The sequence below is a fragment of the Delftia sp. BGA-UO-ETr-SB1 genome (assembly GCF_059567865.1).
Window position 1 is genome coordinate 801,318 of the sequence record NZ_JCAQOW010000005.1, and the last position, 15,297, is coordinate 816,614.

Below are 15,297 nucleotides of genomic sequence, written 5' to 3' on the forward strand. Positions count from 1 at the left end.
CCCGGATAATCTCCGGGTTTTTTATTGCCCGCAGCCTTTGCGGCCCCCACGAACCCCATGCCCGCCAGCGCCATCTCGCCACTACGCCGCCTCTTCGCCAATGCCTTGGCCACCGCCCTGGCTTCGGCCCTGCTGCCTTGCGCTGCCGTGGCGGGCGACAACTGGCCCAGCAAGCCGCTGCACCTGATCGTCGGCTTTCCCGCAGGATCTTCCCCGGACCTCACGGCGCGCGCACTGGCCGAGCCGCTGGAAAAGCGCCTGGGCCAGCCCGTCATCGTCGAGAACAAGGTGGGCGCAGGCGGCAACATCGCAGGCGAGCAGGTGGCCCGTGCGCGCGACGGCCATACCTTCAGCGTGATGATCAACGGCAACCTGACGATTGCCCGCCTGCTCAACCCCGCCGTGCGCTACGACCCTGTGAAGGACCTGCAGCCCGTCAGCCTGATCGGCGTGGCGCCCCTGGTGCTGGTGGCGCCGGCCGGCGCGCCCGAGGGCCGGGCCTTCCTGGAGGCCGCTGCCCAGGCCGGCAGCCGCTGGAGCTACGGCTCCCCTGGCGTGGGCACGGTGGGCCACCTGGGCATGGAGCTGCTCAAGAGCCGCTCCGCGCTCAGGCCCGAACACATTCCCTACCCCGGCTATCCGCAGGTGTTCAACGCCATCCAGGGGGGCGACCTGCAGCTGTCCATGCTGCCGCCCGCACTGGCCATGGCCCAGGTGCAGGCCGGCAAGCTGCGCGGCGTGGCCGTGACCTCGGCCGCGCGCAGCCCGCTGGCGCCGGGACTGCCCAGCCTCAAGGAGCTGGGCGTGGGGGATTTCGATCTGGAGATCTGGAACGCCGTGGCCGCGCCCAAGGCCATGCCCGCCGCCCATGTGCAGAAGCTCGCCGAAGCGGTCAGCGAGATCGTGCGCTCGCCCGAGATGCGTGCACGCCTGGCCGCCCAGGGCTGGCAGGCTGTCGGCAGCTCGCCCGAGGGCCTGGCCCTGCGCATACGCCAGGACGTGACGGCACTGGGCCGCATCATCCGCGAACAGGGAATCCACGCGCAATGACGTGCTCGATCACACTGCCATGACCGCTGCCCAAGCCTTCACCGAACTCAACGCCTGGCAGGTCATGGCCTGGGGCCTGCTCTTCTTCGGCGTGCTGTATACGGCCGGCGGCTGGGGCATGACGGCGCTCACGCGCTGGCTGCAGCGGCGCGGCGTGGGCCGCGTGCTGGACACGCGCCCGCTCAAGCCCGACCAGTTGCGCCGCGAATGGCGCCAGTCGCTGCATTCGGTGCTGATCTTCGGCATCGGCATGATCGTGCCCTGGGGCCTTCTGCAATTGGGTTGGGCGCGGCTGGAGCCCGATGCAGGCCCCTGGCGCATTGCCATCGAAATCGTGGTGCTGCTGATCTGGAACGATGTGCATTTCTGGATCAACCACCGCCTGCTGCATACGCGGCTGCTGGGGCGCTTTCATGGTGACCACCACCGCTCCATCGTCACCACGCCGTGGTCCACCTACAGCTTCCATCCCATCGAGGCGCTGATGCTCGGCAACGTCATCCTGCTGCCCATGGTGGTGCATGACTTCAGTTTCTGGTCGCTGGCCTCGGTGCCGGTGCTCAGCCTGCTGCTGAACGTCATAGGCCACTCCAACTATGACTTCTTTCCCGGGGTGTCCGACACGCATGCGCTGGCCGCCAGCCGGCGCCACCATCTGCACCATGCCCGGCCCAATGGCAACTACGGCTTTGCGCTGGCCTTCATGGACCGGCTGATGCGCACGCGCGTGGCACTGCCCGCCACGGCCCGGCCCAGGACGGAATGAGCCGACCGCCTGCTCGCCACGTCCAGCCACGGCTGCCCCGGCTGCGCCACTGGCGCGACCTGCAGTCGCTGGCCTATCTGGTGGCGCTGCCGCTGATCGTGTGGTGGCAGTGGCAGCACGGCTGGAACCTGTGGCTCTACGGGATCGAGCTGTTCCTCACGCTGGGCGTGGGCGTCATCCACCACAACCACACGCATTTGCGCATGTGGCGCGGGCGCTGGGCCAACCGCATCACCGACTACTGGCTGACCCTGCTGCAGGGCCACCCGACCTTTGTGTTCTGGCCCGCCCATGTGGCCAACCACCACCGCTTCCGCCACGGCCCGCGCGACATGGCACGCACCTACCGCTTCGGCGGTGACCACAACCATCTGCTGGGCTACCTGCTCCACCCGCTGCAGGCCGGCTGGGTGCTGTACCCGCTGTTCCTGCGCTGGCTGGGCCAGCTGCGGCGGCATTGGCCAGGCGCCTTTCGCTACTGCATGGGCCAGTACCTGCTGTGGCTGGGCAGCTGGGCACTGCTGCTGTCGCTGGATTGGCAAAAGGCCTTGCTGCTGGTGATCGTTCCCCAACTGCATGGCCTGCACTGGCTGCTGGCCACCAACTACCTGCAGCACGCCCATGCCGATGGCCGGCCGCTGACGCGCGGCCAGCGGCTGGACAGCGCCACGCCACTGAACTACGCGCGCAATTTCGAGGGCTGGGTCAATCCGCTGCTTTTCAACATCGGGCTGCACACGGCCCACCACGAGCGGCCCCAGGCCCACTGGTCCGAGCTCACGCGCCTGCACAGCGAACACTACCGCCAGCGCGTGGCCCCTGCGCTCAACGAAGGCGGACTGCTACCCTACATGGCCCGCGTCTTCGTGCTCGGCACGGTCTGGCCGCCGGCGCGCACGCGTGCGCAAATGCCTCCCGGAACATACGACTGATACGACCCTGAACCCATGCCCGTCGCCTATTCCAACGTCTATCTGCATGCCGCAGGCATGTTCCTGCCCGGTGAACCCGTGGACAACGCAGGCATGGATGCCTACGTGGCACCGCTCAACCGCCTGTCCGAGCGCCTCAAGCGCCGCATCCTGGCCGAGAACGGCATTGTCCAGCGCCACTACGCCATAGACGCCGAAGGCCGCACCGTCCACAGCAACACGGCCATGGCCGCCCAGGCCATCCATGACTGCCTGGCGCAAGCCGGGCGTGCGCTGGGCGATGTCGGCTTCCTGGCCAGCGGCTCGTCGGGCGGCGATGCGCTCATGCCCGGCTTTGCCAACATGATCCAGGGAGAGATGGCCGCGCCGCCCATGGAGACCCTGTCCGTGCACGGCGTCTGCGCCGCCAGCGTGGGCGCGCTGCAGGCGGCGGCCCAGGCCGTGGACCGTGCGCCCGACTCCCTGGCCCTGGCCGTGGCCAGTGAAATGCCCTCGCGCCTGTTCAAGCGCTCGCGCTTCGCGGCCCAGGGATACAACACGGACTTCGACGCCCACTTCCTGCGCTGGATGCTGTCCGATGGCGCAGGCGCCGTGCTGCTGGGCGGCCCGCAGGCCCTGCCCCAGGCGCCCGGCCTGCGGCTGAAGCTGCGCTGGACGCACCTGCGCAGCTTTGCGGGCGACTACCCGGTCTGCATGCAGCTGGGCCTGACGCCCGACCGCGCCACCAGCCACCTGGACTTTGCCGCCTGGGGCGATGCCGAGGCCGCAGGCGCGCTGTCGCTGCGCCAGGACATCCGCCTGCTGCCGCACCTGTTCGATGTCTGCATCCACGAATACGCCCACCTGGCCCACACGGGCTGGGTGCCCGAGCGCGGCATCGACCATTTCCTGTGCCACTACTCGTCCGAGCGCTTCATCCCCGTGGTCGATGAGCTGCTGGGCAAGGCCCAGCTCGGCATCCCGCGCGAGCGCTGGTGGAGCAACCTGGCCTGGCGTGGCAACACGGGCGCGGCTTCCATCTTCGTGATGCTGTCCGAGTTCCTGCGCACGCAATCGGCGCGCCTGAAGCACGGCGACACCGTGCTGTGCTTCATTCCCGAATCGGGCCGCTTCACGGCCGGCTACATGCTGCTGGAAGTGGAGGATGCGGCCCAGGCTCCCACCGCCACCCCGGCCACGGCCGCAGCACGCAGTGCCACCGCCGAAGCTTCCGCTGCCCCGGACCTGCTGCCCGATGTCTCCACCATCGCCCCGCCCCACGACCCGAACCAGGCCCCGGCCACGCTGGCGCCGCTGCTGACCGAACTGGCCAGCCTCTGGCAGGACTACCGCTCGCGCGTGTGGCGCACGCCGCTGCTGCAGCGCATACGCACAGGCAGGCTGCAGACCGCAGACTACGTGCGCTGGATGAGCCACTGGGTTCCCCAGGTGCGCGAGGGCAGCCTGTGGATGCGCGAGGGCGCGGCCTCGCTGACCGGCGAACACGCGGCGCTGGCTGCGCTGATCGACGTGCATGCGGGCGAGGAGCAGAACGACTTCCGCATCCTGCACGAGGACTACCTCAAGGCCGGCGGCACCGAGACCGACCTCACCCGCCTGCGCCGCAACCCCGGGGGCGAGGCGCTCAACGCCTACCTGCACGGCCTGGCCGCCACGCCCAATCCGATCGGCCTGCTGGGCGCCATCTACATCATCGAAGGCACGGGCCAGCGCATCGTGCCCAGCCTGCTGCCGCTGCTGCGCGCCAGCCTGCCGCTGCCGCCCGATGCCTTCCGCTTCCTGGAATACCACGGCGCCAACGACGAACACCACCTGGAGCGCTGGCTCATGGCCGTGCAGATGGTGATGGCGCTGGACGACACAGACGGCAGCGGGGGCACGGCGGCGCAGGCCATCGTGCGCACCGCGCGCCACACGGCGGCGCTGTACCTGATGCAGTTCGAGCATGTCCTGCCCGAGGAGCACTGATGCAACCACCAGACTTCATCGAACCGCCCCACGACGAGCGCGACCCCAGCCCCTGGCGCGCGCTGTACCTGGACCAGAGCACGCCGCTGCCCGACGACGTCAAGGCCGCCTGGCTGCGTGACTGCAGCAGCGGCTCGCGCCAATACCTGCTGCCCTTCCTGCGGCCGCTGGCACGCACCAGCATCGTGCTCATCCAGATCCTCAAGGTGCTGCTGCCGCGCAACTGGGCGCACTCCAGGCTGCTGCACCGGCTGCTGGCCTTCAGCATGAACCGCTTCGTCTCGCCCGAGGCCAACTGGCTCATCCTGCGCCATTTCCACCTGGGCTCGCAGATCCTGGCCTTTGTCGCGGCCAACGCGCCCACGCCCGTGTCCACCACACCGCTGGAGCCGGACAGCATCGACGACATCAAGGACGACCTGTTCCTCAGGCACGACCTGAACCTGTTCAACTTCGTCATCCGCCTGAACAACGCGCTGCGCGCCGCAGGCCAGGAACTGCAGCCCGTGGCCGAGCCCGACTTCGCCATGCTGCGCAACCCGCCCCTGCGCCTTGAGGACATGCCGCGCGGGCGCCTGAACCTGCTGGACCTGCAAAGCGCCATCGAGGTCTACACGCCCGTCTACCAGCTGCTGCTGACGGACAACGACTTCTGGCGCGCCAGCAACTCGCTGCAGCTGGACGAGACCGTGGCCATCTATGCGGCCAAGATCCTCGCCTCGCCCGAGCATCTTGTCATGCTCAACAACAAGCACCCGCTGGTGCCCCTGTCCACCCTGCGCGCCGGCCACCGCCTGGTGCTGCACGGCCTGTCCACCGAAATGCTGCACTGCCTACTGATGAAGGTCGCCAGCGGCGACATCCCGCTGCCCGCCCGCGAACTGGCACGCATGCGCGAGGCGGCCCGCGCCCACGGCAGTGGCAGCAGTGACGGCAGCGGCAGCGCCAACAACGCCGACAGCACCGCAGCCGTCTGACCCAGGTCAAGAAACAGCGGCAGATGGCCGCCATCCCGCGCGAAACGCGTTACATCGCGTTGCATTCAACGGCATAGCCCGCTAGCCTGCACGGCTTCTCCCGGGGCGCGCCGCCCGGGTCCACTGCCGGTGCCCTGGGTGGCTGTCTGCCCGCCCAGGCTGCGGCGCATCCTAGCCTGCGTGCTCCATGCCATCGTCGTCCTCCACGCCTTCAGCGGTTCGCTGCAGCGAATGCATGCGTTCGTCCCATTGCCTGCTGGGCCAATTGCCCGCGCCCGCATTCCAGCAATGGCTGCCGCACATCCGCGAACGCGGCCTGACCAAGGGCCAGAAGCTCCAGGCGCAGGGCAGCGTCGCCCATGAATTCCAGGTGATCAAGATCGGCTTCGTCCTGGCCATCCGCCGTGGCGGCGACGGCGTGCAGCGGCCCGTGGCGCTGTTCGGCAACGGCCACGCGCTGGGCAGCCCGGGCTGGCTGCAGCAGCCCTCGGCCATGCACTTCGAGGCACTGGGCCCGGGGCGCATCTGCTGCGTGGACATCGCCACCATCACGCGCCGCGGCCTGGTCGATGCCGCCTTCGTGCGCGCGCTGGCCGCCAGCTACACCTGCAACAACGCCCTGCTGGCGGAATGGGCCCACATCGTCCGCATCCCCGGCGTGCTGCGCCAGCTGGCCGCCACCCTGATGCAACTGGCCGCGCTGCAGTCAAGCATGCTCGTGCGCCTGCCCAGCCAGGGCGCGCTGGCCGCCCTGCTGGCCACCACGCGCGAAACCATCGCGCGCAGCCTTGTGCGCCTGGTGCAGCTCGGCGCGCTGGAGCGGCCCGACCGATGGCACTGCGTGCTGCAGCCTGCGGTGTTGTCGAGGATCAGTGGGGGTGGGGTGAAGGATTTGGAGTACCAGGGGATGGGAGGCTGAACACCCATACCAGGCTTCTTTTGTAGCCAACTGGCTACAATCCAACCATGTACAGCGTCATCGAAACCGAGGCGTTTGCTGATTGGGTAGACAGCATTCGTGACATGCCAACTCGTATCCGCCTGCGTCGTCGCCTGGGCAAAGCCATGCGCGGAAACCTGGGAGACGTGAAATCCGTTGGCGAAGGCCTATGGGAGATGCGCGAGTTTTTCGGGCCAGGTTGGCGCATGTACTACATCCAACGCGATCATGTTCTGATCGTGATGCTTGGCGGCGGAGACAAGTCCAGCCAGGCGCAGGACATTGCTGCGGCCAGGGCGATGGCCAGGGAGATCAAGCTATGAGCAACATCAAGATGCGGCCATTCGACATGGCCAACTACCTAGGCACCGAAGAGGAAATCGTGGAGTACCTGCGCCAGGCGCTGGAAGACAACGATCCGGCCGAACTGGCTGCGGCGCTGGGCGACATCGCACGCGCGCGCGGCATGACTCAGCTCGCTCGCGACACCGGACTTTCTCGCGAAAGCCTCTACAAAAGCCTGTCTGGCGAACGGGCGCCCAGTTCCGAGACGCTGTTCAAGGTGATTCAGGCCATGGGCTTCAGGCTCACCATCGCTCCTGCCGCATCGCAGCAGCCAGCAGCCTGACACTCGGACCACCCGCTTACTGCACCAACACCGCCTCTGCAGGCCTTTGCAACAGAGGCGGAATCTGCTCTGCCGGCATCGCGCGGGCGAAGAGCCAGCCCTGGTAGGCGTCGCAGTCCAGGATGCGCAGCAGGCGCAGCTGCTCGGCGGTTTCCACGCCTTCGGCGACCACCTGCAGGCCCAGGGTGCGGGCCAGCGCGATCACGGCCTTGACGATCTTGGCGTCGGCCGGGCTGTCGAGCATGGGGCCGATGAAGGTGCGGTCTATCTTCACGCGCGAGACGGGCAGATCGCGCAGGTGGGCCAGCGAGGAGTAGCCGGTGCCGAAGTCGTCCAGCACCACGCAGACGCCGGCCGCCAGCAGGCTGCCCAGCAGCTCGCGCGCCTGCAGAGGGTCGGTCATGGCGGCGGACTCGGTGACTTCCAGCTCCAGCAGGTGCGGCGGCACGCCATGCCGGGCCAGGCTGGCCATGAGGCGCTGCTGCAAATCGGCCTGGCGCAGTTGCTGGGCCGAGAGGTTGACCGCCACGCGCAGCGGCATGCCTGCGCGCATCCAGTCGCCGGCCTGGCGGCAGGCAGCATCGATCACCCATTCCCCCAGGGCCAGGATCAGGCCCGTGGATTCGGCCACGGGCACGAAGCGTTCGGGCGAGACCCAGCCCATCTGCTCGTCGTTCCAGCGCAGCAGGGCTTCCACGCCCTGGACCTGGCCGCCCAGCACCTGCACCTGGGGCTGGAAGTGCAGGCTCAGCAGACCCCGGTCCAGGGCACGCTTGAGGCGTTCGTGCAGCAGCACTTTCTCGGCCATGGCCTCGCCCATGGCGCTGGCATAGCGCGCATAGGAGGAGCGGCTGCGCTGCTTGGCGTCGTACATGGCCATGTCGGCATAGCGCATGAGGGTGGCCGCATCGCCCGCGTCCTGCGGATAGAAGGCTGCGCCCACGCTGGCACCGAAGTTCAGCGCGTAGTGGCCTATGGTGCAGGGCCGGCACAGCTCGTGCAGCAGCGCGTCGATGCGCTGGCGCAGATCGGGCTCGTTGCAGGGCTGCAGCAGGGCGGTGAACTCGTCACCGCCCATGCGCGCCAGCGTGGCCGAGCCGCCCAGCGCGACCTGCAGGCGGCGCGCCACCTCCTTGAGGACCTGGTCGCCCACGTCGTGGCCATAACCGTCGTTGATGGCCTTGAAGTTGTCGAGGTCGAGCAGCAGCAGCGCAAAGGACGCGGGGCCGGCGCCCGATTCAGACTGCGCCTGCGCTTGCGAGATCGCCTGTTCCACCTGCAGCCCGAACTGCCAGCGGTTGAGCAGGCCGGTCAACGTGTCGTGGGTGGCGTGGTAGTGCATGCAGGCTTCCATCTGGCGCAGCTGCGACAGGTCGCGCACAAAGGCCACGGCCACGCCGCTGCCGTGCGGCGAGTGGCCCAGGGCGATGTCCACCGACAGGCGCTTGCCGTCCTTGCGCAGCAGCCACAGATCGCGCCCCTGGCCCATGGGCCGGCGCGCGGGCTGGGCGAAGTAGGACTGCAGTTGCGGCCCGTGGGCCGCCTGCGCCTCGGCCGGCAGCAGCATGTGCAGCGAGTGGCCCAGCAATTCAGCGGCGCCATAGCCGCTCATGGCCTGCATGGCGGGATTGGCCAGAAGGATGCGGCCGCTGCGGTCCACAAGCAAGATACCGTCGGGCGCGGCCTCCATGGCCACGCGCTTGAGGTCTTCGTCCAGCGCCTCGCCCGGTGCGGCGGGATCGCAGGCAACCATGCTCCAGCCCGCCGCCATCATGCGGACGCCCCGTTGCCGTGAAAGACCGATGCCGCAGCCTCCAGCGCCTGCGCCTGTCCGGCCAGCAGCTGTGCATGCCCGATGGTGTCGCGCGCCAGGGCGGCATTGTGCTGGGTCATCTGTTCGAGCTGCTGCACGGCAGCCTGCACCTGCTGCACGCCACCGGCCTGGGCCTGGCTGGCGGCCTGCATGCCTTCGGCCAGCACCAGTTGCTCGCGCATATCGGCCTGCACGGCCAGCATGGCCTCGCCCACTTCGCGCGCCATGGCGCAGCTTTGCGCCACCTGCTGCTGCGATGCCTCGATCAACGCCTTGATCTGGCGCGCGGCGTGGGCGCTGCGCTGGGACAGGCCGCGCACCTCGTCGGCCACCACGGCAAAGCCCTTGCCGTGTTCCCCCGCGCGTGCCGCCTCCACGGCGGCGTTGAGCGCCAGCAGGTTGGTCTGGAAGGCGATGCCGTCGATGAGCGAGCTGATCTGCCCCACCTGGTCGCTGGTCTGGGCCACGCCGCGCATGCCCTGGTCCAGTTGCACGACCATGCGGCTGCTCTGGCCTGCCATGTCCACGCCGTGCCGCGCGCGGGCGGCGGCCTCGCCGGCCTGGGCGCTGCTGCGCTCGATGGCGCTGGCCAGGGCCTGCATGGCCTGGGCCGATTGCTCCAGGCTTGCGGCCGCGGCTTCGGTGCGGTCGCTCAGTTCGGTGCTGCCCTGCTGCACGGCCAGCGCGCAGCGGCGCACCTGGTCGCTCTTGCCCTGGATGTCGCCAACCAGGGAGACCAGGTTGAGTCCGGTCTGCCGCACGGCGCTGCCGATGGCACCGATCTCGTCCGTGCGCTGCAGGAACCGTGCATCGGTCTGCTGCCCGCTGGCCACGGCCTGTGCCTGGCCGCGCAGCGCCGCCAGGGGCATGAGCAGCCGGCGGCGCAGCCACTGCCCGGACGCCACGCAGGCCAGGCTCCAGATCAGCCAGGCCGGCCAGACCTGGGCCAGCGGCACAGCCGATGCCTGCAGCGCGGAAGACCACAACCCGACTGACCCCAGCAGCCACAGGCCGGCCACCACGGCCTGCACGCGCCAGGCCAGTGGCCGAAAGCGCCACCACCGCTGCAGTGCGCCCACGGCGCCGCGCCCCACGGGAAAGCCCCGGTGCAGGCCAAGCGAGCGCACGCCGGCATTGATCTGTTCATAGAGCGCCGCATGCTGCTGCACCTCGCGCGGCTCGGGCCGGGTGCGCACGGACAGGTAGCCGACCACGGCGCCCGCATGGCGTATGGGACTGGCATTGGCGCGCACCCAGTAGTGGTCGCCGTTCTTGCGCCGGTTCTTGACCAAGGCGCTCCAGGGCAGCCCGCGCTGGATGGTGGACCACATGTCGGCAAAGGCGGCGGCCGGCATGTCGGGATGGCGCACGATGCTGTGGGCCTTGCCGTAGAGCTCGGCGGCCTCGAAGCCGCTGACGCGGATGAAGGCATCGTTGGCATAGACGATGCGCCCCTTCAGGTCGGTGACGGAAAGAAGCGTCTCTCCTTCGCTCAGAGGGTACTCACGCTGGGTGACGTACACGTTTCGCCGCATGGATCAGGTCTCTCGGAGATGGGCGGGGCGTCGGCATGACACCCCCAGGCGGGGCCCACTCTAAGCAGTCCTGAGGCGATGCACATCAGGGATGGTGTGCTGCAGCGCACCTAAACGCAGCCAATGTGACGGGGGTCACATTGGCTGCGGCGCGCGCAGGATCAGGAACGCTTTTCCTGCAGCAGGGCCTTGACGTCGGCGCCCAGCACCTGCGGGCCGCCGCCGTATCGCTCATACACGCGCAGGCGGCCGGCCGTGTCATAGACATAGCTGCCGGCCGAATGGTCCAGCGTGTAGGTGCCTTCGGTCTTGCCGGGCACTTTCTTGTAGAAGAGCTTGAAGTCCTTGGCCACGGCCGCCGTCTCGTCCGGCGTGCCGTGCAGGCCGACGAAGCCGGGGTCGAAATTGCCCAGGTAGGCCTTGAGCACCTCGGGCGTGTCGCGCTCGGGGTCCAGGGTGACGAAGACGCCCTGCAGCCTGTCGCCATCGGCGCCCAGTTGCTGCTTGACCTCGACCAGCTCCTGCAGGGTGGTGGGGCAGACATCGGGGCATTGCGTGTAGCCGAAGAAGACCACGACGACCTTGCCCGCAAAGTCCTTGATGCTGCGCTGCTTGCCGTCCACATCGCGCAGGGGAATGTCCTTGGCGTATTCGGCGCCCGTGACATCGACGCCCTGGAAACTGGTCTTTGCCTCGCGCGAGCACCCGCTCAGCGCCAGGGCGCCCCATGCCATGGCGGTCAAGCCCAGAACGCGCAGCGCTGTCCGTTTGTTCATGCTTCCTCAACAAGGTAGTTGCCGCAGGCTGCGTGGCCGCAAAGGCTGCGCGCCGGCCCGGGCTGGAAAGGGAAAAGGCGAAAGCGTCCGCTGAAGGCACTTTCGCACAGCCGCAAACCATAACCCATAACCGCAAGACCCCGGCGCCGCGGGGCCTGCCGGGGCCTGCCGGGGCCTACCAGGGCCTACTGGCCAGCCTTACTCGCCGTCGCCCGGACGCCCTGCCGTGTCCCAGGAGGCCGATGCACGCAGCAGCCGGTCCAGGTCGCGCTTGGCCTTGCCGGCATCGGCCATGCCCAGGCCTGCGGGCATGCGCATCATCCAGTGGCCCTGCGGGTCCACCACGTACAGGTGGTCCTGCAGCGCATGGCCGGGCGCGGGCTGCAGCCAGCCGCGCAGCACGGCCTCGGGCACGCGCAGCACCGTGGCCTGGGCCAGCGCGGGGCGCAGGTGCGCGGGCACGGGTGCGTCGTCGGAGATGAGCCAGACCCGGTCCAGCCGGTCCTTTTCGCGGCCCAGTGTCTCGCGCAGCTGGCGCTGCAGATAGAGATGGCTTTCGCAGGCGCTGCCGCAGGCACCGCCCGCCACGCTGAGCAGCAGCCACTGGCCCTTGAGCGACTGCAGCGGCAGCGGCGCGCCGTCCAGCGTGGTGGCCGTGGCCGAAGGCAGGGCCGGCTGGGCCGCGATCAGCTCGCCAAAGCTGCGCTGCTGGCCAGGCCGCAGCACGTAGTAGGTGAAATAGGAGGCCACCACGGGCGCGGCGCAGACCGCGAACACGGCCAGCATCTTCCAGCGGCCGCTGCGCGTGCGCTGCGCGCCTGCAAGGCCCGGCTGCAAGGGTGGCAGGCCATGGACGGTCATCTCCAGGGGAGTCTCAGGAGCGGGCATGGCGCGGGCGGACAAAGCGTCGGACGATTTGGAACCAGACATACAAAAGCGTGATCAGGGCCGCAAGTCCAAACCATTGGAACGCATAGCCATGGTGTTTCTCGACACCGGCCGTCACAACGGGCCAGTCGCGCCGCAGGCCTTCGCTGGCTTCGCCGGTCTGCAGCAGGCTCCATTCGCGCAGCGGCAGCCCGGAGGCCACGGCCCATTCGGCAATGTCCACATTCTGTCGGATGCGCGACTTTTGCCCATCAGGGTCTGCCCCTGCACGGCCGAATTCGTAGAGCCGGGACGGCACGGCCTCCATGCGCCCCTCAACGGTCACCAGGCCTTCGGGCGTCTGCACCTCGGGCAAGGCCGTGCGGTCCAGAAAGTTGCGCGGCACCCAGCCGCGCTGCACGGCAATCACCACATCCTCATGCGGCGCGGCCAGCCGCAGCGGCGTGAGCACAAAGAAGCCCGGCTGGCCCTGCATCTGGCGGTTGTCCAGGTACAGCGATTGCCCGGCAATCCAGTGGCCCTGCAGTCGCACGGGCCGGTGCAGCCAGGGCGCCGCCTCGGTGTTCAGGGCAGCACCGGGCTGCATGGGCGCCAGCTGCGCGTTGTCCAACGGCGGCAGGCCCTGCTGGCGCTGCACGGCATCGAACAATTGCTGCTTGTAGGCCGCGCGCTGCAGTTGCCAGCGGCCCAGGGACAGTGTGATGGCCACGCCGATCAGCGCGGCCAAGGTGATCAGTACAAACCGCCAGCGGTCTGGCATTCTGGAAACACGCACCGGATAATCCACCCATGAAATTCGTGATCGTTCTCGCCCTGCTGGCCATTGTCGCCAGTCTGGGCAGCGCCTTGTTCTTCATGATGCGCCGCAATCCCGAAGACCAGGAGGGTCCGGGCGACGACAGGCGCCGCAGCCGCGCCATGTTCCGCGCACTGGCGCTGCGCGTGGGCCTGTCCATCGCGCTGTTCCTGTGCGTGCTGCTGGCGGCCAAGCTGGGCTACATCCATCCCACCGGCTGGACCGCCGGGCAATAGACAAGCCCCCTGCCCCGCAAACAAAAAGAAGCGCCCAGGCGCTTCTTTTGCATGGGGCGGGCAGACCCTCACATCCAGTACACGAGGACGTAGAGGAACAGCCAGACCACGTCCACGAAGTGCCAGTACCAGGCCGCGCCCTCGAAGCCGAAATGCCGCTCGGAGGTGAAGTGCCCCGCGTGCAGGCGCATGGTGATGAAGAACAGCATCAGCATGCCCACGAAGACGTGGAAGCCGTGGAATCCTGTGAGCAGGAAGAAGGTCGAGCCGAACACGCCCGAGGACAGCTTGAGGTTCAGCTCGGTGTACAGGTGGTAGTACTCGTAGCCCTGCACGCACAGGAAGACGAAGCCCAGGACCACCGTCATCCACATGAAGGCGATGGTGCGGGCGCGGTGGCCAGCCTGCAGCGCATGGTGTGCGATGGTCAGCGTCACGCCCGAGGTCAGCAGCAGCGCCGTGTTGATGGTGGGCAGCCAGAACGGGCCCACGGTCTGGAAGGGCTCGACGCTGTTGGCCGGCGAGGCCGTGGCACCCGCTGCCATGCTGGGCCAGACGGCCTTGAAGTCGGGCCACAGCAAGGCGTTGTCCAGGCTGCCCAGCGCGGGCACGGAATGCGAGCGCGCCCACCACAGGGCGGTGAAGAAGGCGCCGAAGAACATCACCTCGGAGAAGATGAACCAGCTCATGCTCCAGCGGAAGGACAGGTCGATCTTGCGCCCGTACTTGCCCGACTCGCTTTCATGCGCGGCTTCCCGGAACCAGAAAAAGAGCACGGCCAGCCACCAGACCAGGCCAAGGCCCAGGCTGTACATGCCCCATTCATGCCCATTGATCCAGTTGCCCGCGCCCAGGATCACGAAGAACAGCCCCGCCGCCGCCATGACGGGGTGGCTGGACTCGGCCGGCACGTAGTAGTAAGGCGTTTTGCCGTGGGTGGTTGCACTCATTGCTCAGCTCCTGAAATTCTTGGTTCTCGGTTTCCCGTCTATCACTCTCTGTCCCCGATGGCCGCGCCGCTCAGACCACGAGCTTGACCAGCGCGATCAATCCCAGCACCAGCACGAAGATGGCCGCCAGCCCCACTGCAATCACATGCAGCGGCGTGATGCGCTCCCCGTCCTGCTGGTACTCGCTTCCCCTGCGCACGCCGAAGAGCGACCAGGCCACGGCGCGCACCGTGCGCCACACGCTGGGCGGGCGGCGCGGCTCCCGTGGCTGCGGCGCATTCATGAGGCGGGCTCCTGCTTCGGCCCTGCCGCCACCGGCGCCTCGCCTGTGGGTGCGGCCGGCGTCCTGCCGCCCACCTCGAAGAAGGTATAGGACAGCGTGATCGTAGTCACATCCTTGGAGATGCGCGGATCGATCACGAAGGCCACCGGCCACTCGCGCTTTTCCCCGGGCTCCAGCGTGTACTGCGAAAAGCAAAAGCACTCCAGCTTGTTGAAATGCGCGGCCGCCTGGCGCGGCGCATAGCTCGGTATCGCCTGGGCCGCCATGCGGCGGTCCTGCACATTCTGGAACTCGTACATGACCGTGGCCAGCTCGCCCGGATGGACCTGGATGGAGCGCTGCGCCGGCTTGAAGTCCCAGGGCCCGCGCGCATTGGCGTCGAACTCCACGGTGATGGTGCGGCTCTTGTCCACCTGCGAGTTGGCGGGCAGCTTCACATCGCGCCCGGCCGTGCCGTTGCCCGGCACCTGGCGCTCGGACAGCGACAGGATGTTGATGCCCGTGAGCTCGCAGATGTGCTTGTAGATGGGAATCAGCACGTAGCCGAAGGCAAACATGCCCAGCGCCACCACGGCCAGCTTGCCCACCATCTTCGCGTTTTCACTGCGCACGCTCACGGACGTCCCTCCTGTTGCCTGCCCTCAATGGAGCACGGTGATCTTGATCACGAAGCCGGCCAGAAAGACCAGCGCCACCGATACCAGGATCAGCGCCAGCCGCAGGTTGGCTTTTCGTTGCTGTGCGTCCATGTGCATCTCC

The 15,297-nt window shown here is 68.2% G+C and carries 18 protein-coding genes; 9 read left to right on the forward strand and 9 right to left on the reverse strand.

The annotated features are described in order from the left end of the window. Nucleotides 1-57 precede the first annotated feature (57 nt). The 8 genes from AC57B5_RS13795 to AC57B5_RS13830 all read left to right on the forward strand — a co-directional run bounded on the left by AC57B5_RS13795 (nucleotide 58) and on the right by AC57B5_RS13830 (nucleotide 7,261). The gene (locus AC57B5_RS13795; RefSeq protein WP_034390683.1) at nucleotides 58-1,050 is read left to right on the forward strand and encodes a Bug family tripartite tricarboxylate transporter substrate binding protein; all 993 of its coding nucleotides are present in this window, start codon (nucleotides 58-60) and stop codon (nucleotides 1,048-1,050) included. A 19-nt stretch (nucleotides 1,051-1,069) separates the two neighbouring features. After that, the gene (locus tag AC57B5_RS13800) at nucleotides 1,070-1,816 is read left to right on the forward strand and encodes a sterol desaturase family protein (RefSeq protein ID WP_012203620.1); all 747 of its coding nucleotides are present in this window, start codon (nucleotides 1,070-1,072) and stop codon (nucleotides 1,814-1,816) included. Beyond that, the gene (locus AC57B5_RS13805; RefSeq protein WP_099734558.1) at nucleotides 1,813-2,748 is read left to right on the forward strand and encodes a fatty acid desaturase; all 936 of its coding nucleotides are present in this window, start codon (nucleotides 1,813-1,815) and stop codon (nucleotides 2,746-2,748) included. The genes AC57B5_RS13800 and AC57B5_RS13805 overlap by 4 nt, the downstream gene beginning before the upstream one ends. A gap of 15 nt (nucleotides 2,749-2,763) precedes the next feature. Further along, complete coding sequence (locus AC57B5_RS13810) at nucleotides 2,764-4,716, forward strand: 3-oxoacyl-[acyl-carrier-protein] synthase III C-terminal domain-containing protein (RefSeq protein WP_496399751.1); 1,953 nt, start codon at nucleotides 2,764-2,766, stop codon at nucleotides 4,714-4,716. Further along, nucleotides 4,716-5,693, forward strand: a complete 978-nt coding sequence (locus AC57B5_RS13815; RefSeq protein ID WP_071954481.1) for a DUF6999 family protein — start codon at nucleotides 4,716-4,718, stop codon at nucleotides 5,691-5,693. Before AC57B5_RS13810 ends, AC57B5_RS13815 begins: the two co-directional genes overlap by 1 nt. Before the next feature lie 235 nt (nucleotides 5,694-5,928). Next, complete coding sequence (locus AC57B5_RS13820; RefSeq protein WP_496399752.1) at nucleotides 5,929-6,612, forward strand: Crp/Fnr family transcriptional regulator; 684 nt, start codon at nucleotides 5,929-5,931, stop codon at nucleotides 6,610-6,612. Nucleotides 6,613-6,659: 47 nt separating this feature from the next. Next, nucleotides 6,660-6,956, forward strand: a complete 297-nt coding sequence (locus AC57B5_RS13825) for a type II toxin-antitoxin system RelE/ParE family toxin (RefSeq protein ID WP_192367136.1) — start codon at nucleotides 6,660-6,662, stop codon at nucleotides 6,954-6,956. Continuing rightward, complete coding sequence (locus AC57B5_RS13830) at nucleotides 6,953-7,261, forward strand: addiction module antidote protein (protein ID WP_063327131.1); 309 nt, start codon at nucleotides 6,953-6,955, stop codon at nucleotides 7,259-7,261. The genes AC57B5_RS13825 and AC57B5_RS13830 overlap by 4 nt, the downstream gene beginning before the upstream one ends. Nucleotides 7,262-7,277: 16 nt before the next feature. On the opposite strand, the gene AC57B5_RS13835 is transcribed toward AC57B5_RS13830, so the two are convergent. The 5 genes from AC57B5_RS13835 to AC57B5_RS13855 form a co-directional block, all read right to left on the reverse strand. Beyond that, nucleotides 7,278-9,035 (reverse strand): putative bifunctional diguanylate cyclase/phosphodiesterase, encoded by a 1,758-nt coding sequence (locus AC57B5_RS13835; protein WP_496399753.1) that lies wholly within the window; start codon nucleotides 9,033-9,035, stop codon nucleotides 7,278-7,280. After that, entirely contained in the window at nucleotides 9,032-10,609 is a 1,578-nt protein-coding gene (locus AC57B5_RS13840) for a methyl-accepting chemotaxis protein (RefSeq protein ID WP_496399754.1), read from the reverse strand. Before AC57B5_RS13840 ends, AC57B5_RS13835 begins: the two co-directional genes overlap by 4 nt. A 161-nt stretch (nucleotides 10,610-10,770) precedes the next feature. Continuing rightward, nucleotides 10,771-11,385 (reverse strand): SCO family protein, encoded by a 615-nt coding sequence (locus AC57B5_RS13845; protein WP_034390671.1) that lies wholly within the window; start codon nucleotides 11,383-11,385, stop codon nucleotides 10,771-10,773. Between the two features lie 198 nt (nucleotides 11,386-11,583). Continuing rightward, a complete protein-coding gene (locus AC57B5_RS13850) occupies nucleotides 11,584-12,273 on the reverse strand; it encodes an SCO family protein (protein WP_063328002.1) in 690 nt (229 codons plus the stop codon). Continuing rightward, nucleotides 12,260-13,033, reverse strand: coding sequence for an SURF1 family protein (locus AC57B5_RS13855; protein ID WP_486302217.1), 774 nt, complete (start codon nucleotides 13,031-13,033; stop codon nucleotides 12,260-12,262). Before AC57B5_RS13855 ends, AC57B5_RS13850 begins: the two co-directional genes overlap by 14 nt. Before the next feature lie 29 nt (nucleotides 13,034-13,062). Here AC57B5_RS13855 and AC57B5_RS13860 point away from each other — a divergent pair, with 29 nt between their 5' ends. Further along, the gene (locus AC57B5_RS13860; protein WP_034390667.1) at nucleotides 13,063-13,305 is read left to right on the forward strand and encodes a twin transmembrane helix small protein; all 243 of its coding nucleotides are present in this window, start codon (nucleotides 13,063-13,065) and stop codon (nucleotides 13,303-13,305) included. A 68-nt stretch (nucleotides 13,306-13,373) separates the two neighbouring features. Here AC57B5_RS13860 and AC57B5_RS13865 read toward each other — a convergent pair whose 3' ends face one another. From AC57B5_RS13865 to AC57B5_RS13880, 4 genes are all read right to left on the reverse strand, one after another. Beyond that, entirely contained in the window at nucleotides 13,374-14,255 is an 882-nt protein-coding gene (locus AC57B5_RS13865; RefSeq protein ID WP_012203607.1) for a cytochrome c oxidase subunit 3, read from the reverse strand. Nucleotides 14,256-14,325: 70 nt separating this feature from the next. Continuing rightward, nucleotides 14,326-14,538, reverse strand: coding sequence for a DUF2970 domain-containing protein (locus AC57B5_RS13870; protein ID WP_013803984.1), 213 nt, complete (start codon nucleotides 14,536-14,538; stop codon nucleotides 14,326-14,328). Further along, nucleotides 14,535-15,155, reverse strand: coding sequence for a cytochrome c oxidase assembly protein (locus tag AC57B5_RS13875; RefSeq protein WP_013803985.1), 621 nt, complete (start codon nucleotides 15,153-15,155; stop codon nucleotides 14,535-14,537). The genes AC57B5_RS13870 and AC57B5_RS13875 overlap by 4 nt, the downstream gene beginning before the upstream one ends. Before the next feature lie 24 nt (nucleotides 15,156-15,179). Continuing rightward, a complete protein-coding gene (locus tag AC57B5_RS13880; RefSeq protein WP_012203604.1) occupies nucleotides 15,180-15,287 on the reverse strand; it encodes a cytochrome oxidase small assembly protein in 108 nt (35 codons plus the stop codon). Nucleotides 15,288-15,297 lie beyond the last annotated feature (10 nt).